Below are 21,846 nucleotides of genomic sequence, written 5' to 3'. Positions count from 1 at the left end.
CCGTCCTCGTCGTCGCACATGGGAGAGTGGGAGCACGTACAGGGGCATGTCGGGGAGGACGACCAGTGCCGGAAGGGCGCTCGAAGCGTTCCAACAAGTCGCGTCTCGCGCTGGTCGCGCTGATCGTCGGTCTGGGTACCTGGCTGGGCGTGGTGTGCTACTCCATCGCGACCGAGGCCCCGTCCGGCGCGCCGAGCCTGACCACCCTGGCCGACAGGGTCGGGAAGGCCGCGGCCGGCAGGGACGCGGACACCCTCCAGACGCTGTTCGACGAGGACACCGTCTCCGACGACTACGCCGCCGACTACCTCGGCCGGCTGGGAGAGCATCCGCCCCCGCTGCGTGCGCAGGTGGGGCACCGGGGCGGCCACGACTTCGTACTGCTGCGCTCCGCGCGGGAGGACGACTCCCTGTGCACGGCCTGGCACGTCACCGAGCGGGACGGCCGTCGGCTGCTCGACGGCGTCCCGCCGGCCGAGGACCTGTGCGCACGCTGACTTTCCTTCCCGCCCTTTTTCCTCCTCCTTCCTCCTCCTTCCTCCTCCTTCCTCCTCCTTCCTCCTCCTTCCTCCTCCTTTTCTCCCGGCTTCTGCGGATGCAGCCCGCACAGGGGTCGGCCATTCTGGAAGGGAACGACGGCGCGAAGGAGTATGCGATGAGCATGCTGGACAAGCTCAGGGGCCTGCTGAAGGGCCACGAGGAGCAGGCCGGCAAAGGCGTCGACAAGGCCGGTGACTACGTCGACGAGCGAACCCAGGGCAAGTACAGGAGCCAGGTCGACACCGCTCAGGACAAGCTCAGGGAACAGATCGGCGACCAGGACCCCGGCCAGGACCAGCCGCCGCGCTGACCCCCGCAGGAAGGTGACCGCCGACATACCGGCTCGGGCCGCCCACCCAGGTGGGCGGCCCGAGCCGGTTCGCGCACGCTCAGGGCCGGACGACGGCGAGGGCGAGGGCCCCCGCCGCGGCCAGGACCGCCAGGGCGGTCAGTACGAGCGCCAGACACCGTGCCCGCAACTGGCGGTAGCGCTCCTCGTACTCGCCGCGCAGCGCCCGGCACCGGTCGGCGATCCGCTGCAGGTCCGACCGCGCCCGCGACAGGCAGTCACGGACGTAGTGCTCCTCGATCTCCTCGCGCTGCGCGGTGGTCAGCCACTGCATCGGCTCGGTGAAGGCACGGGCCCGCCGCTCGGCCTCGGCGACGCGGGCCTGCCACAGCAGATAGCCCTCCACCTGGTTGACCACCTCGGCGGACTTGACCGGCTTGCCGTCCGGGCGGTCGGCCGCGCCCGTCATTCCGGCAGACCCACGTTCTCCCGCCTGTCCACGACCGAGACCTCGGGATGGTGCAGGTCGAAGGCCGGGGACTCGCTGCGGATCAGGGGCAGGGTGACGAAGTTGTGCCGGGGCGGCGGACAGGAGGTCGCCCACTCCAGGGAGCGGCCGTAGCCCCAGGGGTCGTCCACGCCGACCTTCTTGCCGTACTTGGCCGTCCTCCACACGTTGTAGAGGAACGGGAGCGTCGACAGACCGAGCAGGAAGGCGCCGATGGTGGAGACCTCGTTGAGCGTCGTGAAGCCGTCGGCCGCGAGATAGTCGGCGTACCGGCGCGGCATGCCCTCCGCGCCCAGCCAGTGCTGCACCAGGAAGGTGGTGTGGAAGCCGACGAACAGCGTCCAGAAGTGGATCTTGCCGAGGCGTTCGTCGAGCAGCTTCCCGGTGAACTTCGGCCACCAGAAGTAGAAGCCGGCGAACATCGCGAAGACGACCGTGCCGAAGACCACGTAGTGGAAGTGCGCCACCACGAAGTAGCTGTCGGTGACGTGCCAGTCCAGCGGTGGCGAGGCGAGGAGAACACCGGTCAGCCCGCCGAAGAGGAAGGTGACCAGGAAGCCGATCGCCCACAGCATCGGTGTCTCGAAGGAGAGACTGCCCCTCCACATGGTGCCGGTCCAGTTGAAGAACTTCACTCCGGTCGGGATCGCGATGAGGAACGACGTGAAGGAGAAGAAGGGCAGCAGCACGCCGCCGGTCGCGAACATGTGGTGCGCCCACACCACCATGGACAGGCCGGCGATGGCGATGGTGGCGCCGATCAGGCCCACATAGCCGAAGATCGGCTTGCGGGAGAAGACCGGGATGACCTCGGTGACGATGCCGAAGAACGGCAGCGCGATGATGTACACCTCCGGATGCCCGAAGAACCAGAACAGGTGCTGCCACAGCAGCGCACCGCCGTTGGGCGCGTCGAAGACGTGGGCACCGAACTTGCGGTCCGCCTCCAGCGCCAGCAGTGCCCCCGCCAGCACGGGGAACACCAGGATCACCAGCACGCTGGTGAGCAGCACGTTCCAGGTGAAGATCGGCATGCGGAACATGGTCAGGCCCGGCGCGCGCATGCCGACGATCGTGGTGATGAAGTTGACCGCGCCGAGGATGGTGCCGAAGCCGGACAGGGCCAGACCCATGATCCACAGGTCGCCGCCGATGTAGGGCGTGTGGATCGCGTCGTTCAGCGGGGAGTAGGCGAACCAGCCGAAGTCGGCGGCACCTTGAGGGGTGAGGAAACCGGCGACCGCGATCAGCGAGCCGAACAGGTAAAGCCAGTAGGCCAGCATGTTCAGCCGCGGGAAGGCGACGTCGGGCGCGCCGATCTGCAGCGGCATGATCCAGTTCGTGAAGCCGGCGAACAGCGGCGTCGCGAACATCAGCAGCATGATCGTGCCGTGCATCGTGAACGCCTGGTTGTACTGCTCGGTCGACACGATCTGCAGGCCCGGGCGGGCCAGCTCCGCGCGGATCACCAACGCCAGGACGCCACCGAACAGGAAGAACAGGAACGTGGTGACCAAGTAGAGCGAGCCGATCGTCTTGTGATCGGTCGTCGTCACCCACTTCACCACCACGGCACCGGGCCGCAGGGGACGACGGGGAGCGGCGGTTTCCCGCGTGGGGTGCTGGACGTCTGTCATGCGGCCCGTGACACGCTTTCTCTCAAGAGACGGGTACGTGAAGGTCCACGCGGTGTCCCGCAGGGCCCAGAAGCATCCTTCCGCTTCGCGCCGCCGAACCCGCGGCTGTCGTCACCCTGACGGAGCAACACCCGGCCCATTGCACCCGATTGGCCCACACCGCTCACGGTCACGGCCGCCGGTGCGGCCTACCGGACGGCGTACGGCGGCAGTTGCGCCGGGCTCACCCGCTCCCCCAGCACCTTGGACATGAACTCCACCAGCCACCGCTGGGAGGGAGTGCGGGAGGACTCGTGCCGGGCGTACAGAGCCACCTCGATCGGCTCGGTCTCGAACGGGAGCCGGACCAGGCGCAGGCGGTGCGAGGAGGTGAAGACCTCGCCGACGTACTCGGGGACGATGGCGATCAGGTCGGTCTGCTCGAGCAGGTAGGGCAGCATCGAGAAGCGGGTGGCGTCCACCACCACCCGGTCCAGGAGCCCGTGCGCGGCGAGCGCCGCCCGCGGCAGGACGTGCCCGCTGGGGCCGAAGACCGTCGCGTGGTGCTCGGCCGCGAGTTCCGGCAGGGTGACCGCCTCGCCCCGCACGCGGGGGTGGTCGGCGGCGACCATGCCGACGTAGCGCTCGTTGAAGAGCGGGATCCGCACGGTCCGGTGGGAGGTCAGCACCGGGGTGGCCACGAACGCGTCGAGGTCGCCACGGTGCAGCTGGTCCTCGGCCTCGTCCACGTCGAGCGCCCGGACGGTGAAGGACACCCGGGGCGCGCGCTCGCGGGCCGTGGCCAGCAGGCGCGGCAGCAGGGTCGCCTCGCCCAGGTCGGACAGGGCCACCGTGAAGCGGCCCGGCATGGTCCCGGGGTCGAAGGCGTCGGCCTGCCGGACGGTGCTGTCGATGTCCGCCAGGGCGCGCTGCAGCGGCTCGTACAGCCGGCGGGCGCCGGCGGTCGGCGTCAGTCCGCGTCCGGTACGTCGGAACAGCTCGTCGCCGAAGTGCCGGCGGAGCTTGCCCAGGCTGTAGCTGACGGTGGGCTGGGTGACGTGGAGCGCGTTGGCGGTGGCCGTGACACTGCCGGTCTCGTACAGCAGCACGAAGACGCGGGCGAGGTTGAGGTCGAAGCTCCTCATATCGAAGCACTCTATATCGCCAGGGCAAAAGATTTATTGGTGCCCATGTCAGCGCGTGTTTAGCGTGTCGTGCATCGTCCGAAAGGAACGTCTGTGCCATCCGTACGCCGCATCTCCCACGAGTTCCTGGAGCGCCAGGGACTCACGACCGTGTTCGGCAATCCGGGCTCCAACGAGCTGCCCTTCCTCGCCGACCTCCCCGACGGCTTCCGCTACGTCCTGGGCCTGCACGAGGGCGCCGTCGTCGGCATGGCCGACGGTTACGCGCAGGCGACCGGCCGGCCCGTCCTGGTCAACCTGCACGCGGCCTCCGGTTCCGGGAACGCGATGGGCGCGCTGACGAACGCCGTGGCCTCCCGCACCCCGCTCGTGGTGGTGGCCGGCCAGCAGGTGCGCTCCGCCATCGGCCCGGAGGCCAACCTGGCCAACGTCGACGCCCCGGCGTTGATGAAGCCCCTGGTCGGCTGGGCGGCGGAGCCGGCGTGCGCCGAGGACGTGCCGCGCGCCCTGGCGCAGGCCGTCTTCGAGGCCGAGCTGCAGCGCCGGCCGACCTACCTGTCCGTCCCCTACGACGACTGGACGGCCGACGCCGGCGACAACGCCCTGGCGGTCCTCGACCGGCGGGTCGGGCGTGCCGGTGTGCCCGACGGCGAGCAGGGCCGCCGGCTGGCCGAGCAGGTGGCCGCCGCCCGGCGGCCCGCGCTGGTGCTGGGCGGCGACATCGACTCGGCCGGTCTCTTCGACGACGCGGTCCGGCTGGCCGAGCGCCTGGGCGGCCCGGTGTGGGCGGCTCCGTCGCAGTTCCGGCTGCCCTTCCCCAACCGCCACCCGCTCTTCCGCGGGGTGCTGCCCGCCGGGATCGCGCCCATCTGCGAGGCGTTCGAGGGCCACGACCTCGTACTGGTGCTGGGCGCGCCGGTGTTCCGCTACCACGAGTACCTGCCCGGCCGGTACCTGCCCGAGGGCACCCGGCTGATCCAGGTGACCGAGGATGCCGCCGCGGCGGCGCGGGCGCCGATGGGCGAGGCGCTGGTCGCCGATCCCGGCGCGGTCATCGAGCTGCTCGTCAAGCTGCTGGACGCCCCCAAGGAGCCGGCCGGCTCCTACCGGCCGGTGCCCGAGCCGGCCACCGCCGAGGGTCCGCGTCTGCACCCCGAGCAGGTCTTCGCCGCGCTGCGCGACGAACTGCCCGAGGACACCGCCTACGTGGTCGAGTCGACCTCGACGAACTCCTCCTGGTGGCGCCAGATGGACCTGCGCCGCCCCGGCTCCTACTACTTCCCGGCGGCCGGCGGACTCGGCTTCGGGCTGCCCGGCGCGGTCGGGGTCGCTCTGGGCCGGCCCGACCGTCCGGTGGTCGGTGTCGTCGGGGACGGCTCGGCCAACTACGGGATCACCGCCCTGTGGACGGCCGCCCAGCACCGGGTGCCGCTGACCGTCGTACTGCTGCGCAACGGCACGTACGGGGCGCTGCGCTGGTTCAGCGGTCTGCTGGGCGTGCCGGACGCGCCCGGTCTGGACATCCCCGGTCTGGACTTCACCCGCATCGCCGAGGGCTACGGCGTGCGCTCCCAGCACGTCGGCGGCGTCGAGGAGCTGCGTGCCGCCTTGGCCGAGCGCCCGGACCACCCGCGGCTCATCCAGGTGGACACCGCGCTCACCACCCCGTCCTGACCGACCCCCGCGAAGAAGGAAGAAGAGAGGGAACCCGATGGCACTCCTGGACAGCGAGGTCTGGGGCAAGAAGTTCTTCAGCGACGGCTGGCGGGCCGCGTCCGCCGAGCAGCCGGTCGTCGAGCCGGCCACCGGCGAGCAGCTGGCGACGGCGGGCCTGGCCACCGCCGAGGACGTGGCCCGTGCCTCCGCCCGGGCGGCCGAGGCCCAGCGTGCCTGGGCGGCGACCTCCCCACAGCAGCGGGCCGCCGTGCTGCGCCGGGCGGGCGAGCTGCTGGCCGAGCACGCCGCCGAGGTCCAGGACTGGCTGGTGCGCGAGGCCGGTTCCGTACGGGCCAAGGCGGCCTTCGAGGTCGAGCTCGCCGTGGGCGAGTGCTTCGAGTGCGCGGGCCTGCCGACGCACCCGCAGGGCGAGGTGCTCACCTCCGAGGACGCCCGCTGGTCGCTGGCCCGCCGCCGCCCGGCCGGCGTCGTGAGTGTCATCGCGCCCTTCAACTTCCCGCTCATCCTCGGCCTGCGCTCGGTGGCGCCCGCGCTCGCCCTGGGCAACGCCGTGCTGCTCAAGCCGGACCCGCGCACCGCGGTGAGCGGCGGCGTCGTCATCGCGCGCGTCTTCGAGGAGGCCGGGCTGCCGGCCGGCGTCCTGCACCTGCTGCCGGGCGACGGCTCGGTCGGCCGGGCGGTCGTCGAGGCGCCCGAGGTCCGGGTGATCTCCTTCACCGGTTCCACCCCGGTCGGGCGGGCCATCGGCGAGCAGGCCGGCCGTCTGCTCAAGCGGGCCCACCTGGAGCTCGGCGGGAACAACGCGCTGGTCGTGCTGGACGGGGCGGATGTGCAGAAGGCGGCCTCCGCCGGTGCGTTCGGTTCCTACCTGCACCAGGGTCAGATCTGCATGACGACCGGCCGGCACATCGTGCACGAGTCGCTGCTGGAGGAGTACACCGCCGCGCTCGCCGCCAAGGCCGCGGCGCTGCCGGTCGGCGACCCCGCCCGCGAGGACGTGGCGCTCGGCCCGATCATCGACCGCCGGCAGCTGGAGCGGGTGCACGGCATCGTCACCGACAGCGTCGCCGCGGGAGCCACCCTGGCCGCGGGCGGCGAGATCGTCGGGGCCGGCTACCGCGCCACCGTACTGACCGGTCTGACCCCCGACATGCCGGCCTGGCGCGAGGAGATCTTCGGCCCCGTCGCCCCCGTGATCGGCTTCTCGACGCTGGAGGAGGCCGCGCGGATCGTCAACGACTGCGAGTACGGGCTGTCCGTCGGCATCCTCGGCGACGTGGGCACCGCGATGAAGCTCGCCGACCGGATCGACTCCGGCAAGGTCCACATCAACGAGCAGACCGTCAACGACGAGCCCAACGCCCCCTTCGGCGGGGTCAAGGCCTCCGGCACCGGTTCCCGTTTCGGCGGCGCCGCCGCCAACGTCGAGGCCTTCACCGAGACCCAGTGGGTCACCGTCCGCCCCGACATCGCCGACTACCCGTTCTGACCCCGCCCGCTCGCTCCCGTCCCCAGGAGAAATCTCCCGATGACATCCACCATCTCGTCCGGCGCGCCGGCGCAGACCGCCACCGCCGGGCGCGGCGCCTGGACCGTGCTCCTGTGCTGGATCACCGTCATGCTGGAGGGCTACGACCTCGTCGTCCTCGGCGCCATCATCCCGACCCTGCTCAAGACCCAGCACCTCGGCATGACCGCGGGTGACGCCACCATGATCGCGACGCTGTCGCTCGTTGGTGTCGCCATCGGTGCCGTGTGCGTCGGCCCGCTGGCCGACCGGCTGGGCCGCCGGCTGCTGCTCATCGGGTCGGTGGTGCTGTTCTCGGTCTTCACCTTCCTGGTGCCGCTGGCCGGCTCCGTGACGATGTTCGCCGTCCTGCGCCTGATCGCCGGCCTCGGTCTGGGTGCCTGCATGCCGGTGTCGCTCACGATGATGGCCGAGCACATGCCGGCCAGCCGCCGCGCCCGGGCCAGCACCCTGACGATGACCGGCTACCACACCGGTGCCGTGATCACCTCGCTGCTGGCACTGCAGTTCACCGGCGACTGGCACGTCCTGTTCTACGTCGCCGGTGTCGCCGGCCTGGTCATCGCCGCCATCCAGTGGTTCCGGCTGCCGGAGTCGGAGGCCTTCGCCCAGGCCAAGCAGAGCACCGGCTCCCGGCGGGTCCCGTTCACCGAGCTGCTCAAGCCGGCCTACCTGCGCGCCGGCATAGGCATCTGGGTGGCGTCCTTCATGGGTCTGCTGCTGGTCTACGGCCTGAACACCTGGCTGCCCAAGCTCATGAACGACGCCGGCTACCCCGTCGCCACCGCCGTCACCCAGCTCCTCATCCTCAACGTCGGCGGCGTCATCGGCCTGGTCCTCGGCGGCTTCGTCGCCGACCAGCGCGGCATCAAGGGCACCACGCTCGGCTGGTTCGGGGTGTCGGTGGTCATGCTGGCCTGCCTGAGCATCAAGATCAGCAGCGGCCTGCTGCTCAACACCGTCGTCTTCCTCACCGGCGTGTTCGTCTTCTCCGCCCAGGTGCTGGTCTACGCCTACGTGACCAACTTCTACCCGGCCTCGGTGCGCGGCACCGCCCTCGGCTCGGCCTCCGGCATCGGCCGGATCGGCTCGATCGTCGGCCCGACCATCACCGGCGCCCTGGTCACCGCGGGCATCGGCCACCCCTGGGGCTTCTACTTCTTCGCCGTGGTCGCGGTCCTCGGCTTCCTCGCCGTACTGACCCTGCCGCGCCGCCCGCAGCACACGGAGCCGGAGGCCGTCGAGCCCACCGCCTGACACTCCTCCTCACGACGGCTTGGGCCCCGCCCGCAAGGGACGGGGCCCAAGCCGTCGCCGTGTGCGCACGGCACGCGGGCGCGCGCCGGCTGTGTCCGGTCAGCGGGTGGCGGCGGGTTCCGGGAGGGGGAGTTCCGCCCAGATGACCTTGCCCTGGGGTGAATAGCGGGTGCCCCAGCGTTCGGTCATCTGGGAGACCAGGAACAGGCCGCGGCCGCCCTCCTCGGTCGTGGCGGCGTAGCGCAGGTGCGGTGAGGTGCTGGTGCCGTCGGAGACCTCGCAGATCAGGGTGCGGTCGTGGATCAGGCGGACGTGGATCGGCTCGCAGCCGTAGCGGATGGCGTTGGTGACGAGTTCGCTCAGGACGAGTTCCATGCTGAAGCCCAGCTCGGACAGGCCCCACTCGTCGAGCTTGCCGATGGCGGAGAGACGTGTCCCGGCGACGGCGGCCGGGTCGGACGGTACGTCCCAGTCGGCGACCCGGTCGGGCGGCAGCGCGCGGGTGCGGGCGATGAGCAGGGCGACGTCGTCCTTGGGCCGCGACGGCAGCAGCGCGTCCAGCACGGCCTGGCAGCTCTGCTCCGGCGGCCGGTCGGGGTGGCCGGCGAGGGCCTGACGCAGCAGTTCCATGCCGACGTCCAGGTCGCGCCTGCGGTCCTCGATCAGGCCGTCGGTGTAGAGGACGAGCTGGGTGCCCTCGGCGAGCTCGAGCTCGGCCGTCCTGAAGGGCATGCCGCCCAGGCCCAGTGGCGGCCCGTGCGGCAGGTCGGGGAAGGTGACGCTGCCGTCGGGGGCGACCAGGGCGGGCGCCAGATGGCCCGCGCGTGCCATGGCGCAGCGGCGGGTCACGGGGTCGTAGATCGCATACAGGCAGGTGGCTCCGACGACGGCCGCGGCGGCGTCCGTACAGGCCTCGTCCTGGTCGATCCGGCCGACCAGGTCGTCCAGGTGGCTCAGCAGCTCGTCGGGCGGCATGTCGAGCGTGGAGAAGTTGTGCACCGCGGTCCGCAGCCGGCCCATCGTGGCGGCGGCGTGCAGCCCGTGCCCGACCACGTCGCCGACGACGAGCGCCACCCGGCCGCCCGGCAGCGGGATCACGTCGAACCAGTCGCCGCTGACGCCCGACTGGGCGGGCAGGTAGCGGTAGCCGACCTCCAGGGCGCTCTGCTCGGGCAGGGCCCGTGGCAGCAGGCTGCGCTGGAGGGTCACCGCCAGCGCGTGCTCGCGGGCGTACCGGCGGGCGTTGTCGATGCTGACCGCGGCCCGGGCGACCAGTTCCTCGGCCAGCGACAGCTCCTCCTCGTCGAACGAGCCGCGCTCCTTGGAGCGCCAGAAGTTGGCCATGCCCAGCACGACTCCGCGGGCCTGGATCGGGACCGAGATGAGCGAGTGGATGCCGTAGTCCACGATCGCCGCGGCGCGCTCCGGGTCCTGCGCGTACCAGCCCGACGCGGAGGACAGCTCCGTCACCAGCTCCAGATGCCCGGTGCCGTAGCCGCGCGCCTGGGGCGTGGAGGGGAGGAAGTCGATCAGCCGGCCCTTCTCGTACAGCGGTGGGTCGTCCTGAACGCCGCGTACGGCGATGCGGCGCATGCCCGTCGCCGTGGTGGCCGGCTCCTCGCCGCACAGGACGTCGTCGGCGAGGTCCACGGAGACGAAGTCGGCGAAGCGGGGGACGGTGACCTGGGCGAGCTCGTCGGCGGTACGGGCGATGTCGAGGGTGGTGCCGATGCCCAGTCCGGCGTCGTAGAGCAGTTCGAGCCGCTCCCGGGCGACCTCGGCCCGGCCGGAGAGGGCCTGCAGTTCGGTGGAGTCGCGCAGCGTCACCACCGTGCCCTTGGGGCCGCCGGCGCGGTCCGTGGGCCGCTGGTTGACCGCCAGCAGCCGGGCTCCGGCGAGATGCACCTCGTCGGTGGCCACCCGCCCGGAGGTGAGCAGGTCGACCGTTGGGGACTCCAGCCCCGGCAGCTGCGTCACCGGCCTGCCCTCGGCGTCCGGCGGCAGGTCCAGCAGCCGCCTGGCCTCGTCGTTCGCCAGCAGCAGCCGTCCGTCGTCACCGACGATGAGCACGCCTTCGCGCACGGAGTGCAGCACCGCGTCGTGATGGTCGTACATCCGGCTCATCTCGTCCGGCGCGAGGCTGTGGGTCTGCCGCCGCAGCCGCCTGCTCACCAGTGCCGTCACCCCGGTGGCCAGGCCGAGTGCCGCCGCCCCGCCGGCCAGGATGACCGGTATCTGCCGCTCCACCTGGCTGGTCACGTTCTTGACCTTCATCCCCGCGGAGACCAGGGCGACCACACGGCCGCCGGCGTTCCGGACGGGGACGGTGGCCTGGACCTCCTGGCCGAGCGGTCCGTGGACGCTTTCGATGTGGACCTTCCCGGCCAGCGACGGCCCGATGGCGCCGACGAAGCGTTGGCCGATGCGGTCGGGCAGGGGATGGGTGTAGCGGATGCCCTTGGTGTCCATGACGACGATGAAGTCGACCCCCGCCGACGTGCGCCCCTCTTCGGTGAGCGGCTGGAGCACCTTCGACGGGTCGGGTGTCCGCAGCGCGGCCAGGACGCCCGGGGAGTGCGCGAAGGTCTGTGCGACGGCGATGGAACGGCGCTTGGCCTCGGCGTCGGTGTCCCGCTGCGACTGCAGCATCAGGGCGAAGACGGCGAAGGCCACCAGCAGCACCACCAGCGCCACCTGCAGAACGAACACCTGTCCGGCGACGCTCCGCGGGCTCTTTCCCACCAGCGAACGCCACGATATGCGCCGAAGGCGGGTGAAACGGTCAACCATCCGGCCTTTCTAGCATCAACACTCCTGAATCGTCACGACCCGGTCGTTTGATCGATCGGCGGGAACCCTCCCTCCAGGGCTACGCGGCACCGAAAGGGCCCTCGGCCGCGAAGGCCAGGGTGGCGAAGCGTTCGCCGATACGGCGGTGGGTCTCGGCGTCCGGGTGCAGTTCGTCCGGCAGCGGCAGCTCGGCGTAGTCGGCCTCGCCGTAGAGGTCGCGGCCGTCGAGGTGGTGCAGGTGGGGGTCCTCGGCCGCGCGCTGCCGGACGATCCGGGCCAGCTCGTCCCGGATGACGGCGAGGGTCAGTCTGCCGGTCGCCCGGTCCGCGGGGTCGCCCGCGGCCCGGAACCGCAGCCGCCCCTCGCCGAGGGCGGTGAGGTCCGGCGCACTGGGGCCGGGTGTGTCCTCGTGGATGGGGCAGTGCAGGGGCGAGACGACCAGGAGAGGCGTGGTGGGCCGGCCCTCCCGGATGATGTCCAGGAAGCCGTGGACCGCGGGCGTGAAGGCGCGCAGGCGCATCAGGTCGGTGTTGACCAGGTTGATGCCGATCTTGAGGCTGATCAGGTCGGCGGGGGTGTCGCGCAGGGCGCGGGCGGTGAACGGGTCGAGCAGGGCGCTGCCGCCCAGCCCCAGATTGATCAGGTCCACGCCGGCCCGGGAGGCGGCGAGGGCGGGCCAGGTGGTGGTCGGGCTCGCCGCGTCGGAGCCGTGGCTGATCGAACTGCCGTGGTGCAGCCACACCCTGCGGCCCCGGTCCGGTACGGGCTCGACGGGGGCGTCGGTGCGCAGGGCGACGAGTTCGGTGGTCTCGTTGTGCGGGAGCCAGATCTCGACGTCCTTGACGGTGTCGGGCAGGCCGGTGAAGCGCAGGGTGCCCACCGGGCCGGGCCGGTGCTCGGCGGTGCCGGTGACCATGTCGACGGTCAGGGTGTTGCCGCCCGCCACACTGCCCCGGCCGGCCAGGCGTCCGTCGACGAGCAGGTCGTACACCCCGTCCGGGCGGGGCGGGGCGCCGGCGTAGCGGCGCTTGGTGGGCAGGGTGTCCAGTTCGACGGCGGTGGCCCGGGTGCGGAGGACCAGCCGTACGCCGGAGGGCTGGGACTCCGCCATGGCGAGCTGTCCGTCGGCGTACTGGGCGCGGGCCCGGGCGGGCAGCCGGTGCGGCAGGAGGCCGTGAGCGGTGCGCTCCAGGTCGAGGGCACCGCGCAGGAGGCCGGCGGTGATGGGCGTGGTGATCCAGTCGTACTCGGTATTCATACTCTCAGCCGGTTGACGAGGGAGTTTCAGTCGTGGGGGTCAGGGCGGGGCCAGTCGCGCAGCATCATGTCGAGGCGGTCGAGGATCCGCACCCAGGTCTCCTGCGAGTCGGGGGCGCTGTGGCTGAAGCCGCCGGCCAGCTCGAGGCCGACGTAGCCGTGGAAGACGCTGCCCAGCAGGCGGACGGCGTGTGTCTGGTCCGGCTCGGTCAGGTCGTAGCCGCGCAGGATCGCGCGGGTCATCTGCGCGTGTCTGCCCCCGGCGCTCGCGGCCGCCGCCTCGGGGCCGAGCCGGAGCCGCGTCGCGGCGTAGCGGCCGGGGTGTTCGCGGGCGTAGTCGCGGTAGACGTCGGCGAAGGCGATCAGGGCGTCCCTGCCGGCCCGGCCGGCCAGCGCCTCGGCGGCCCGGTCGGCGAGTTCCTCCAGGGCGAGCAGGGCGATCCTGGTCCGGAGGTCCTGGGAGCCCTTCAGGTGCGAGTACAGGCTCGCGACCTTGACGTCGAACCGTCTGGCGAGCGCCGAGACGGTCACCCGGTCGAAGCCGACCTCGTCGGCCAGCTCCGCCCCGGCCCTGACCAGGCGTTCGGTGGTCAACCCCGCTCGCGCCACGCCGTCTCCCTCCGTGAGCCCTTCGCACACCTGAAGCCATTCAACATCTGCCTAAGCCTTTTAGGCAAATACTGTCCCCGTACAACCTGACGAGAATCTTCCGCATTGGCATGGACCTGATCACACAGCCTGGCTAAGCTGCTCCCCGAACCGGATGAGAGCGCTCTCAGGTCGCGGTTGTTCCACCCCCACCTTGTCTGGAACGACGAAGGGCACCTCCTGTGAGACGCACCCGACTTCACCGCGTCGCCGTGGCCGCGCTCGTGCTGCTCGGCAGCTGGGCCGCGGCGGGCACCCTGCCGGCCACAGCGGCCTCCCCCGCCACCGCACCCTCCACCTCTCCCGGGCTGCTGCAGGCGATGCAGCGGGACCTGGGACTCTCCGCGCCCCGGACCCAGGCCCGGCTGGCGGCGGAACGCACCGCCACGGCCGCGGAACCGAAGGCCCGGAAGGCCGCGGGGTCCGCCTACGGCGGCTCGTGGTTCGACGCCGAGACCGGACGGCTCACCGTGGCCGTCACCTCCGGCGCTCCCGCCTCGACCCTGCGCGCCGTACGGTCCACCGGCGCCGCCGTCCGTACCGTCGAGCACAGCGCGCGGCAGCTCGACATGACCAAGGCGCGCCTGGACCGCTCCCCCGCGCCCCGGGGCGTGAGCGCCTGGCGGGTCGACCCGGCCGCCAACACGGTGGCCGTGGACGTCGTCCGCGCCGAGCGCATCGACAACGATGTCCAACGCTTCCTCGCCCGGGCCCGCGAAGCCGGCCCGGTCACCGTCCGCACGGTCTCCTCGGCGCCTCGGACCTTCGCGGCCGGCACGGTCGGCGGCGACCCGTACTACACCGGCAACGCCCGCTGTTCCATAGGCTTCTCGGTATACGGCGGCTTCGTCACCGCCGGTCACTGCGGGCGGCCCGGCGCGGGGGTGAGCGGCTGGGACGGCTCCTACATCGGCACCTTCCAGGGCTCCTCGTTCCCCGGCGACGACTACGCCTGGGTCAGCGTCGGCAGCGGCTGGTGGACGGTCCCGGTGGTCCTCGGCTGGGGCACCGTCCCGGACCAGCTGGTACGCGGCTCCGCGGAGGCACCCGTGGGCGCCTCGGTCTGCCGCTCCGGCTCGACGACGCACTGGCACTGCGGCACCGTGCTGGCGAAGAACGAGACGGTCAACTACAGCCAGGGCGCGGTACACCAACTGACGAAGACCAGTGTCTGCGCCGAACCGGGCGACTCCGGCGGCTCCTTCATCAGCGGTGACCAGGCCCAGGGCGTCACCTCCGGAGGCTGGGGCAACTGCTCCGGCGGCGGGGAGACCTGGTTCCAGCCGGTCAACGAGATCCTCAACCGCTACGGCCTGACCCTGCACACGGCCTGACACCGGCCCGGGGGTTCCGGCCGGACCCGGGCGGAACCCCCTTGTGCACGGGCGGCGTACGTGGTCAGGGCGCGGCCACTCGGCGACCCGCGTCCCGGGCGAGGCGGGTCGCGGCGTACGTGGTGCCGGCGACGAAGCGCATCATCGGCCCGAACATCGGGGCGGAGAGCGAGCCGGCGAAGTACAGGCCGGGCACCGAGGACTCGAACCCCGGGCTCAGGTGCGGGGCCCTCGAGCCGGGCACGTACCGCAGGACACGGCGTATCTCCGGCGCCAGGAAGGGAACGGCGTCCAGGTCGAGGCGGTATCCGGTGGCGGCCAGCACATGGTCGACGTCGAGGACCTCCGTACGGCCGCCCGGTCCGGCGACGGTCAGCCGTACGGCGGACCCGGCCGTCTCGACCCGCACGACGCGGCACGATGTGCGCACCGGTACGACGCCCTCGACCCGGTCCCGCAGCCACCACCCGCCCGAGGGCCGCAGCGCGCGCCGGAACAGCAGCAGCCGGGCCGCCGGGGGCAGGCGCCGCACTCCGCCGGGCGCCCGGCAGACCGCGGCCAGGACCCAGCCGGTGCCCAGGGGTGAACGGGGCCTGCCGATCCGCCGTACCCGGGACCGGACCGGATCCGGTGTCGTCCCCCACAGCACGCTCCTCTCCCGGACCAGCACCTGCGCCCGGGCGCCGGCCTCGTGCAGCAGTGCGGCGCTCTCCAGGGCGGACTGGCCGCCGCCGATCACGGCGATGCGCCGGCCGGCGTACCGGGACAGGTCGGTGTGCTGGCTGGTGTGGGACACCGGGGCCGTGATGCCCGGACCCGTGGGTGCGAGCTGCCGCAACTCCCCGGGTATGTGGGCCAGTCCGTTCAGGCCGGTGGCCACGACCACGGCGCCGGCCGCGAGTTCGTGGCCGTCATCCAGCCGTACGGCGAACCCCGGACCGGACGGGGCCGGATGGACGGCCGCCACCCGCGCCGGCTCCACCTCGCCGACGTACCGCTTCTGGAACCACTGCCCGTAGCGGACGAACACCTCGCACGGGATCGGCGTCAGCTCGGTCAGCTCCGGCTCACCGTGCACCCGGAGGAAGTCCGCCAGCCGCCCGCCGGGCTCCGGCGCGGACAGGTCGACGGCGTCGGGTGTCGACTTCAGGAACATCCCGGTCGCCATGGCGTGCCGCCAACTGCCCATGACCTCCCCGAACACACTCACCGGGACTCCCGCGCCCCGCAGGTGCGCGGCGACCGACAGTCCGTACGGCCCGGCGCCGACCACCACGACCGGAAGCGTCCGGTTTCCCGAGAACGCCCCGTCGCGGGCAGGCCGTTGCCCCGGAAGCGACTGCGTCATGCATCCCCCCGTCGGTCCACTCGCCGCCTTCCCCAAGGCCGGCGTGACACTCCGGGACGGGCGCGCCGGCACAGCGCCGCCGCGCTCCTCCCCCCTCCGCCGCTCAGTGTTACCCATGAGCCGATGCCGGAATGCGATATGGGGACACGTTGCCGAAAAATGGTCGGGTTGTTTACCCACCGACAACGCGGCAGCCGAAACCCCCTGCCTGTTTTCGGACGTGACCGCCGGCTCCCGTCGTCCGGGCGGACGACGGGAGCCGGCGGTTCTGGGCCGGGACCTAGTGGTCCGTGGCGGCCGGGGAGCCGACCGCGGGTGGCGCGGTCATCAGCTTCCCGAACAAGGCCATGCAGGTGGAACAGTGCCCAGCCCGCTGTGCGTCCGCGCCGTCGACGTGCTGACTGAGTGTCTGGCCGCACAAGGTGGTGGTCGTGTGCTTGGCCATGACGTGCCAGACCAGTGCCCCGCCGGGCTTCTCGACTCCTGCACACATCTCATACATGATCGGCTCCACTCCCTGGATGGACGCCTCTCTCACTCCAGGAGACACCGAGTGGGCCGTCCGCACGCAGCCACGAACGGCCATTCGGGTGAAAAGTCCACCGGAAACGGGGAGTCGACCGCCGGGCCCGGCGTCACCGCTCCGCGTCGTCGTGCAGGGCGATACGGGCGACGATGCGCTTGCCCACAGGCTCCCGCCGCACCTCGAACCGCTCCACGACGGCCATCACGATCTCCAGGCCGTGCTGACCCACCCGGCCGGGATCGGCGGCCCGCGCCACCGGCAGCACCGGATCGCTGTCCCAGACGGCGACGTCCACGGCCTCACCGGCGATCCACAGATCCATCAGGATGGGACCGGAGGCGTACTTGCGGGCGTTGGTGACCAGCTCGCTGACCACCAACTGGGTCAGGTCCATGGCCCGGTCCGAGACCGCCGGCCCGTGACTTTCCCGTACCCGGGTCAGAAAGCCTGCCGCGAGACGACGAGCCTCGGCGATGCACGCACCGTCCCCGTCGAGGGCGGCCTCCATGCGTATCACTTCGGCGCCCGTCACCGATTCCTCGCCACCGAGGAGGACGGATTCCATCCCAACCGCCTTCACCACCCTGTTCACGGCGTGCACATACCCCTCTTCTCACCGGGCACGCCTCCTGAATTCGTGTCGGTTGCGTCACACGGACATCGGAGGACGGCACATCGTTTCATGCCGTGAACTGCCCGATTCCCGTCGCACAGCGTTGCCGGGCTCCGTTTTTCGCTACCGGCAGTAACATGATCAACTCTGACGCAGGTGTTTCCTACTGCCGAGTAGGGAACACCGCGCCGTCAGACACCCCCTGCGAAGGATCCTCATGCCGTCTCCGGATGACGCTCTGCAGCAAGCGCGTTCCGATTACGAACAGCACATGCGGACATGCCGTCAGTGTCATGTACACGCCGTGCAGTGTGCCGTGGCCAAGCACCTCCTGCGCATCTACAACAACGCTCGAAGGGGTCTCGCCCGCAGCGAGTGACACGGCGGAGGGGCGGCGGCAGGACCGGTTCCACGGTCCTGCCGCCGCCCCTTTTCACGGCCTGCGGAGCGTCACACGGCGCCGCGCCTGATCCGGCGGAGCAGGACGAAGCCCGCGATCACGAGCACCCCTCCGGCGGCGGCGGGCCACAACTGGGCTCCGGTCTCGGCGAGATCGCCCCTGACGGCCTGCGGTTCGGTCCGTGAGCCCGCGGCCTGGTCGTTGCCGCCGGGAACCGGCGTCTGGGTGGGCGTGCCCACCTCGCCGCCGCTCGCGGACGCGGCACCCGTGGTGTTCTCCGCGGCCGGACGGGAGACGTCGACCTTGGGCTCCACGGTGCCGGGAGCGGTGGACGCGCTGCCGCGCTCCGGCTCCTCGGCCGGCGCGCCGGCCGTGGGCTCCGCGGACTGCTCTCCACCCGCCTTGCCGTCCTTGCCGTCCCGGCCGTCCTTGCCGTTGCCCGCGCCGTCGTTGCCGTCCCGGCCGTCCTCGCCGTTGCCCGCGCCGTCGTTGCCTCCGGCCGGCGCCTCGGCGGTCCGGGTCGGCTTGCCCTGAGGGTCCTGCGGCTGCTGCGGCTGCTGCGGCTGCTCACTGGGCTCGGAACCCCGACCGGTCCCGGAACCGCACTGCTTGCCGCTGTTGATGCAGTCGACCATCTGGCGCATCAGGTCCTCGTCGAAGACGTTGATGAAGTCGCCGTGGTCCGTGACCGGCTTGTGCAACTGCTCGGGGAAGGAGTCCACGGCGAACAGCGGAGTGGTTCTGCCGCCGTCCTGCAGGCTCGGCGCGTCGACGTCGTAGACGATGCGCTGCACCAGCTGCGGGATGGCCCGGAAGCCGTCCGGGCAGTTGCCGTCGGCGTCGGCGAACGCCACGTGCGTACGGTGGTTGGCGCTGTCGGCGTTCCGGCCGTCCCAGCAGCTCTGGAACTTGAAGGTGCGCACCACGTCGCTGCCCTGCGGGCACAGCGGGTACTTGTCCTTCAGCTGCCGGTCCTCGAACCCGGTGCAGGACCAGGAGGCGTTGGCGTTGGCGGGGCCGTTGACGAACGCCTTGGCGTCACCGGTGATGACGCGCAGGAAGCGCGGCATGGCCGTCACCTTGCCGCGCGGGCTGCCCTCGAAGGACAGCGTGACCTGCTTCGGCGTCACGATCCTGCCCGCGTTGCCCTCGATTCCGCCGCCGGGCGAGTTGGCGTCCCGCTCCTGGGTGCCGTCCTGCAGGCGCAGCACGGGCCAGTAGTAGGTGGACCTGTCGCCCTTGTCCTCGCAGCTCGTGTCCCCGTTGGCCAGATCCTGGTCGCTGGCGAAGGCGCTGTTGGCCTGGTTGCCGATGTAGTCGTGGAAGTGGTGGGCGCCGTTGGTGACGCCGGGGGCGACGATCACGTTGTCGGAGTTGAACAGGCCGTTCTCGTTGACTCCGCAACTGGAGGCGAAGGTGCCGCGGGAGGCGTCCGCGCCCTCACTGGGCTTCCGCGCGTTGGGCTGCACGGTGGTGATGTCCACGTAGTCCGAGGCGACGGGGCCGTTGCCGGCCTGCCCTCCGTTGCCGCCCTGCTGCCCGTCTCCTTGCTGACCCTGCCCCTGGCCGTTCTGACCCTGATCCTGGCCGTTCTGACCCTGATCCTGGCCGCCCTGGTCCTGACCGTTCCGACTCTGGTCCTGGCCGGACTGCCCGTCGCCGTCCTGGTTGCCGGCGTCCCGCAGGGTGCAGGCCGCGAGGTCGTCGAGTCCCTCCGGGCGGTCCCCGGCATGGTCGATCGCGTCCGCGATGCGCCCGATCGTGCCGGTCCGCTCCTCCTTGAGCGGATTCATGATCGTGCTCTCGACGGCGCCAGCGTCCAGCCGGCCGCCCTGAGCCGCGCTCTGCACCTGCTGGTACGCCTTGGCGATCTGCTGGTCCAGCGCCGCCAGTTGCTCGTCGACCGTCGCCCTGGCCTCGTCCGGCACCGCGGTGAGCCGGGTGCCGACGTCCGGGCAGTCGATCGTGGCGCCCGCCGCCGCCCAGTCCTGACCGGAGTCCGACTTCTCGACGGACTGCCCGCTCAAAGCGCCTTCGGTGGCGGAGGCATACACGTTGGCTACCATCAGCCCGCCTCCGCCCAGGATGAGCGCCATCGCCCCGAGCGTGGCGCGTCGCGGACCTGTGGGTCGTCTGCGCGTGTTGCGTCTCACCGAAGTTCTCCTACGCATCATGGCCGGGCATGGGAATCCCCTCCGTCCCATACGGAGTTGAGCGCAGGGATGTTCAACGGCCCCACGAATTCACGGAAATCTCATGACGCGTGGACCGGAGGCGGCCGACCGGGCCCGCAAGACGAAAGCCCCACTCCCGTGACGGGAGTGGGGCTTGTCCACGAGCGCCGGGCAGGCCTTGCACCTGCATCTCCCCACAGGAAGTGGGGCGTCTTTCCTTAGACGACCAACGCATGGCCGAGCGCCGGAGGTTCCGGCGACCCGCTCAAGATCGAGCATAGCCCACGTGCACGGACCCGGCACGTCGCCGCGCGGGCCAGGGGTCGTATCGGAAGGCGTTCACCCGTGCGGTGGAGCACCCGGCCACCTCGCTTCCGGAATTTTGGTCGCCGGGATCGGCGGACGCGCCGTCGCGCTTCTCCCACATATTGCCGCAAAACGTGTGTTATTCAGTCATGCACACATATACGCGGCGCACCTTGCTCAGTGCATCGATCACGGCTGCCGGTGCGGGACTCCTGGCCGGCTGTTCCGGGGCCGACTCCTCCTCGGAGTCCGGCCCGCGCTCGGGGTCCGCGCGGCGCTCGGGGCCCGCGCGGAACTCCGGGCCCGCAGAAGGCGGTCGCGGCTTCGTTCCCAGGGGGCCCAAGGGGTACGTGAACCCGTCCGACCCCGAGGTCCTGGCCGCCGAGAGGGAGCGCGGGTCCGGACCGGTGCGCACGTTCAGGTTCACGGCCGCCGAGACCTCGGTCGACCTGGGCGGAAAGTCCGTCAGGACATGGACGTACAACCGTGCGGTGCCCGGCGAGGCGGTCCGGGTCACCACGGGTGACGTCCTCGACCTGACGCTCGCCAACCACCTGCCCGTTGCCACGACGCTGCACTCGCACGGTGTGCGGCTGCGCTGCGACATGGACGGCGTACCCGGGCTGACCCAGGAGGCCATCAAGCCCGGCGCGGACTTCAGGTACCGCTTCACCGTGGCCCACCCGGGCACGTATCTGCTGCATTCGCACGAGGGCATGCAGCTGGACCGCGGCCTGTACGCGCCGCTGATCGTGGAGGACCCCAAGGAGCCGCTGTCGTACGACAAGGAATGGGTGGTGGTCCTGGACGACTGGCTGGACGGCGTGGCCGGCTCCACCCCGGAGGGCGTGCTCTCACAGTTGCACGGAGGCAGGGCACCCAAGGGCATGGACATGGGCGGGTCCGGCCACGGCGGGCACGGCGGAGCCGCGGGGCACGCCGCCCCCCACGGCACGTCCGGCGGCGGGCCCTCCCGGATCCTGCGGCACTCCCACAGCGCGATGCTGCACGGCATGGGTGGCAATGTCGCCCACCCCTATTACCTGGTCAACGGCCGTCTCCCGCAGGCTCCGTCGGTCTTCCGTGCACGGCCGGGCGACCGTATCCGGCTGCGGATCATCAACGCCGGCTCCGACACCCCTTTCCGGGTGGCCCTCGGCGGCCACCAGCTGACGGTGACGCACACGGACGGCTATCCGGTGGAGCACCACACGACGGACGCGCTGCTGCTGGGCATGGCCGAGCGCTACGACGTCGTCGTCACCGCCAAGGACGGGGTGTTCCCGCTGGTCGCGCTGGCCGAGGGCAAGAACGCCCGCGCGCTGGCCGTGCTGAACACCGGCAGGAGCAAGACCCTTCCGGCGCCCTCCGTCCACCCCACCGAGCTGGACGGGCGGGTCGTGCCGGCCCGGCGCATGGTCCCCGACGACTCGGTGGCCTACTCCGACCGCAAGCCGGACCGCCACATCCGGATCAGACTGACCGGCAGCATGAAGAAGTACAACTGGATGTTCGACCACCGGCCCTACTCGGTCGAGCAGCGCCATCCGATCCGTCAGGACGAGCGGGTCCGGCTCACCCTCATCAACGCCACCGACATGTGGCACCCCCTGCACCTGCACGGCCACACCTTCGCGCTGACCGGCCTCGACGACGTCGGAACCCGCAAGGACACCGCGATCGTGCTGCCGCACCGCAAGCTGGTGGTGGACTTCTACGCCGACAACCCGGGCCTGTGGATGCTCCACTGCCACAACCAGTACCACTCCGAGTCCGGCATGATGACCATCCTCGGCTACCGCAGGTGACACGGGTGCCGCCGCTCTCGGGCGGTTCGCCGCGCCCGGCGGGGACCGTCACCCCTCCGGGAGGTTCCGGCGCGCGGGGACG

At 71.4% G+C, this 21,846-nt stretch carries 17 protein-coding genes; 7 read left to right on the top strand and 10 right to left on the bottom strand.

What is annotated here, in order from left to right; all coding sequences use genetic code 11:
• Positions 1-65: 65 nt before the first annotated feature.
• Positions 66-497, top strand: a complete 432-nt coding sequence (locus ACX25U_RS34995) for a hypothetical protein (RefSeq protein WP_454385978.1) — start codon at positions 66-68, stop codon at positions 495-497.
• A gap of 158 nt (positions 498-655) precedes the next feature.
• A complete protein-coding gene (locus tag ACX25U_RS34990) occupies positions 656-850 on the top strand; it encodes an antitoxin (RefSeq protein WP_454385977.1) in 195 nt (64 codons plus the stop codon).
• A gap of 79 nt (positions 851-929) precedes the next feature.
• Here ACX25U_RS34990 and ACX25U_RS34985 read toward each other — a convergent pair whose 3' ends face one another.
• The 3 genes from ACX25U_RS34985 to ACX25U_RS34975 all read right to left on the bottom strand — a co-directional run bounded on the left by ACX25U_RS34985 (position 930) and on the right by ACX25U_RS34975 (position 4,098).
• A complete protein-coding gene (locus tag ACX25U_RS34985) occupies positions 930-1,298 on the bottom strand; it encodes a cytochrome C oxidase subunit I (RefSeq protein ID WP_454385976.1) in 369 nt (122 codons plus the stop codon).
• Positions 1,295-2,974: an aa3-type cytochrome oxidase subunit I gene (ctaD, locus tag ACX25U_RS34980; protein ID WP_454385975.1), complete on the bottom strand. Its 1,680-nt coding sequence runs from the start codon at positions 2,972-2,974 to the stop codon at positions 1,295-1,297. The genes ACX25U_RS34985 and ctaD overlap by 4 nt, the downstream gene beginning before the upstream one ends.
• A 188-nt stretch (positions 2,975-3,162) precedes the next feature.
• Positions 3,163-4,098 carry a LysR family transcriptional regulator gene (locus ACX25U_RS34975; RefSeq protein WP_454385974.1) on the bottom strand — a complete coding sequence of 312 codons (936 nt, stop codon included), beginning with the start codon at positions 4,096-4,098 and terminating at the stop codon, positions 3,163-3,165.
• Positions 4,099-4,191: 93 nt separating this feature from the next.
• On the opposite strand from ACX25U_RS34975, the gene mdlC reads away from it, so the two are divergent.
• From mdlC to ACX25U_RS34960, 3 genes are read left to right on the top strand one after another with little or no spacing between them, the layout of a single operon-like run.
• Positions 4,192-5,772: a benzoylformate decarboxylase gene (gene mdlC / locus ACX25U_RS34970; RefSeq protein ID WP_454385973.1), complete on the top strand. Its 1,581-nt coding sequence runs from the start codon at positions 4,192-4,194 to the stop codon at positions 5,770-5,772.
• 37 nt (positions 5,773-5,809) lie between these two features.
• Positions 5,810-7,264, top strand: a complete 1,455-nt coding sequence (locus tag ACX25U_RS34965) for a benzaldehyde dehydrogenase (protein ID WP_454385972.1) — start codon at positions 5,810-5,812, stop codon at positions 7,262-7,264.
• A gap of 39 nt (positions 7,265-7,303) precedes the next feature.
• Positions 7,304-8,560 carry an MFS transporter gene (locus ACX25U_RS34960; protein WP_454385971.1) on the top strand — a complete coding sequence of 419 codons (1,257 nt, stop codon included), beginning with the start codon at positions 7,304-7,306 and terminating at the stop codon, positions 8,558-8,560.
• Positions 8,561-8,659: 99 nt separating this feature from the next.
• On the opposite strand, the gene ACX25U_RS34955 is transcribed toward ACX25U_RS34960, so the two are convergent.
• The 3 genes from ACX25U_RS34955 to ACX25U_RS34945 form a co-directional block, all read right to left on the bottom strand.
• Positions 8,660-11,350, bottom strand: coding sequence for a SpoIIE family protein phosphatase (locus ACX25U_RS34955; protein ID WP_454385970.1), 2,691 nt, complete (start codon positions 11,348-11,350; stop codon positions 8,660-8,662).
• A 79-nt stretch (positions 11,351-11,429) separates the two neighbouring features.
• A complete protein-coding gene (locus tag ACX25U_RS34950; RefSeq protein ID WP_454385969.1) occupies positions 11,430-12,608 on the bottom strand; it encodes a GDSL-type esterase/lipase family protein in 1,179 nt (392 codons plus the stop codon).
• A gap of 26 nt (positions 12,609-12,634) precedes the next feature.
• Positions 12,635-13,216, bottom strand: coding sequence for a TetR/AcrR family transcriptional regulator (locus tag ACX25U_RS34945; RefSeq protein ID WP_454385968.1), 582 nt, complete (start codon positions 13,214-13,216; stop codon positions 12,635-12,637).
• Positions 13,217-13,437: 221 nt separating this feature from the next.
• Between ACX25U_RS34945 and ACX25U_RS34940 the strand changes: the two genes are divergently transcribed.
• Positions 13,438-14,589, top strand: coding sequence for a S1 family peptidase (locus ACX25U_RS34940; RefSeq protein WP_454385967.1), 1,152 nt, complete (start codon positions 13,438-13,440; stop codon positions 14,587-14,589).
• A 64-nt stretch (positions 14,590-14,653) separates the two neighbouring features.
• On the opposite strand, the gene ACX25U_RS34935 is transcribed toward ACX25U_RS34940, so the two are convergent.
• From ACX25U_RS34935 to ACX25U_RS34920, 4 genes are all read right to left on the bottom strand, one after another.
• A complete protein-coding gene (locus ACX25U_RS34935) occupies positions 14,654-15,862 on the bottom strand; it encodes an FAD-dependent oxidoreductase (protein WP_454394650.1) in 1,209 nt (402 codons plus the stop codon).
• Between the two features lie 355 nt (positions 15,863-16,217).
• Positions 16,218-16,439, bottom strand: coding sequence for a hypothetical protein (locus tag ACX25U_RS34930; protein WP_458633788.1), 222 nt, complete (start codon positions 16,437-16,439; stop codon positions 16,218-16,220).
• Positions 16,440-16,572: 133 nt separating this feature from the next.
• Entirely contained in the window at positions 16,573-17,028 is a 456-nt protein-coding gene (locus ACX25U_RS34925) for an ATP-binding protein (protein ID WP_454385965.1), read from the bottom strand.
• Between the two features lie 498 nt (positions 17,029-17,526).
• Positions 17,527-19,572 carry a DUF1996 domain-containing protein gene (locus ACX25U_RS34920; RefSeq protein WP_454385964.1) on the bottom strand — a complete coding sequence of 682 codons (2,046 nt, stop codon included), beginning with the start codon at positions 19,570-19,572 and terminating at the stop codon, positions 17,527-17,529.
• 533 nt (positions 19,573-20,105) lie between these two features.
• Here ACX25U_RS34920 and ACX25U_RS34915 point away from each other — a divergent pair.
• Positions 20,106-21,764 (top strand): multicopper oxidase family protein, encoded by a 1,659-nt coding sequence (locus ACX25U_RS34915; protein ID WP_454385963.1) that lies wholly within the window; start codon positions 20,106-20,108, stop codon positions 21,762-21,764.
• Positions 21,765-21,846 lie beyond the last annotated feature (82 nt).

The sequence above is a fragment of the Streptomyces sp. JNUCC 63 genome, assembly GCF_054366325.1.
The sequence above is the reverse complement of the archived record's forward strand: the minus strand, read 5'-3'. Positions and strand labels throughout refer to the sequence as shown.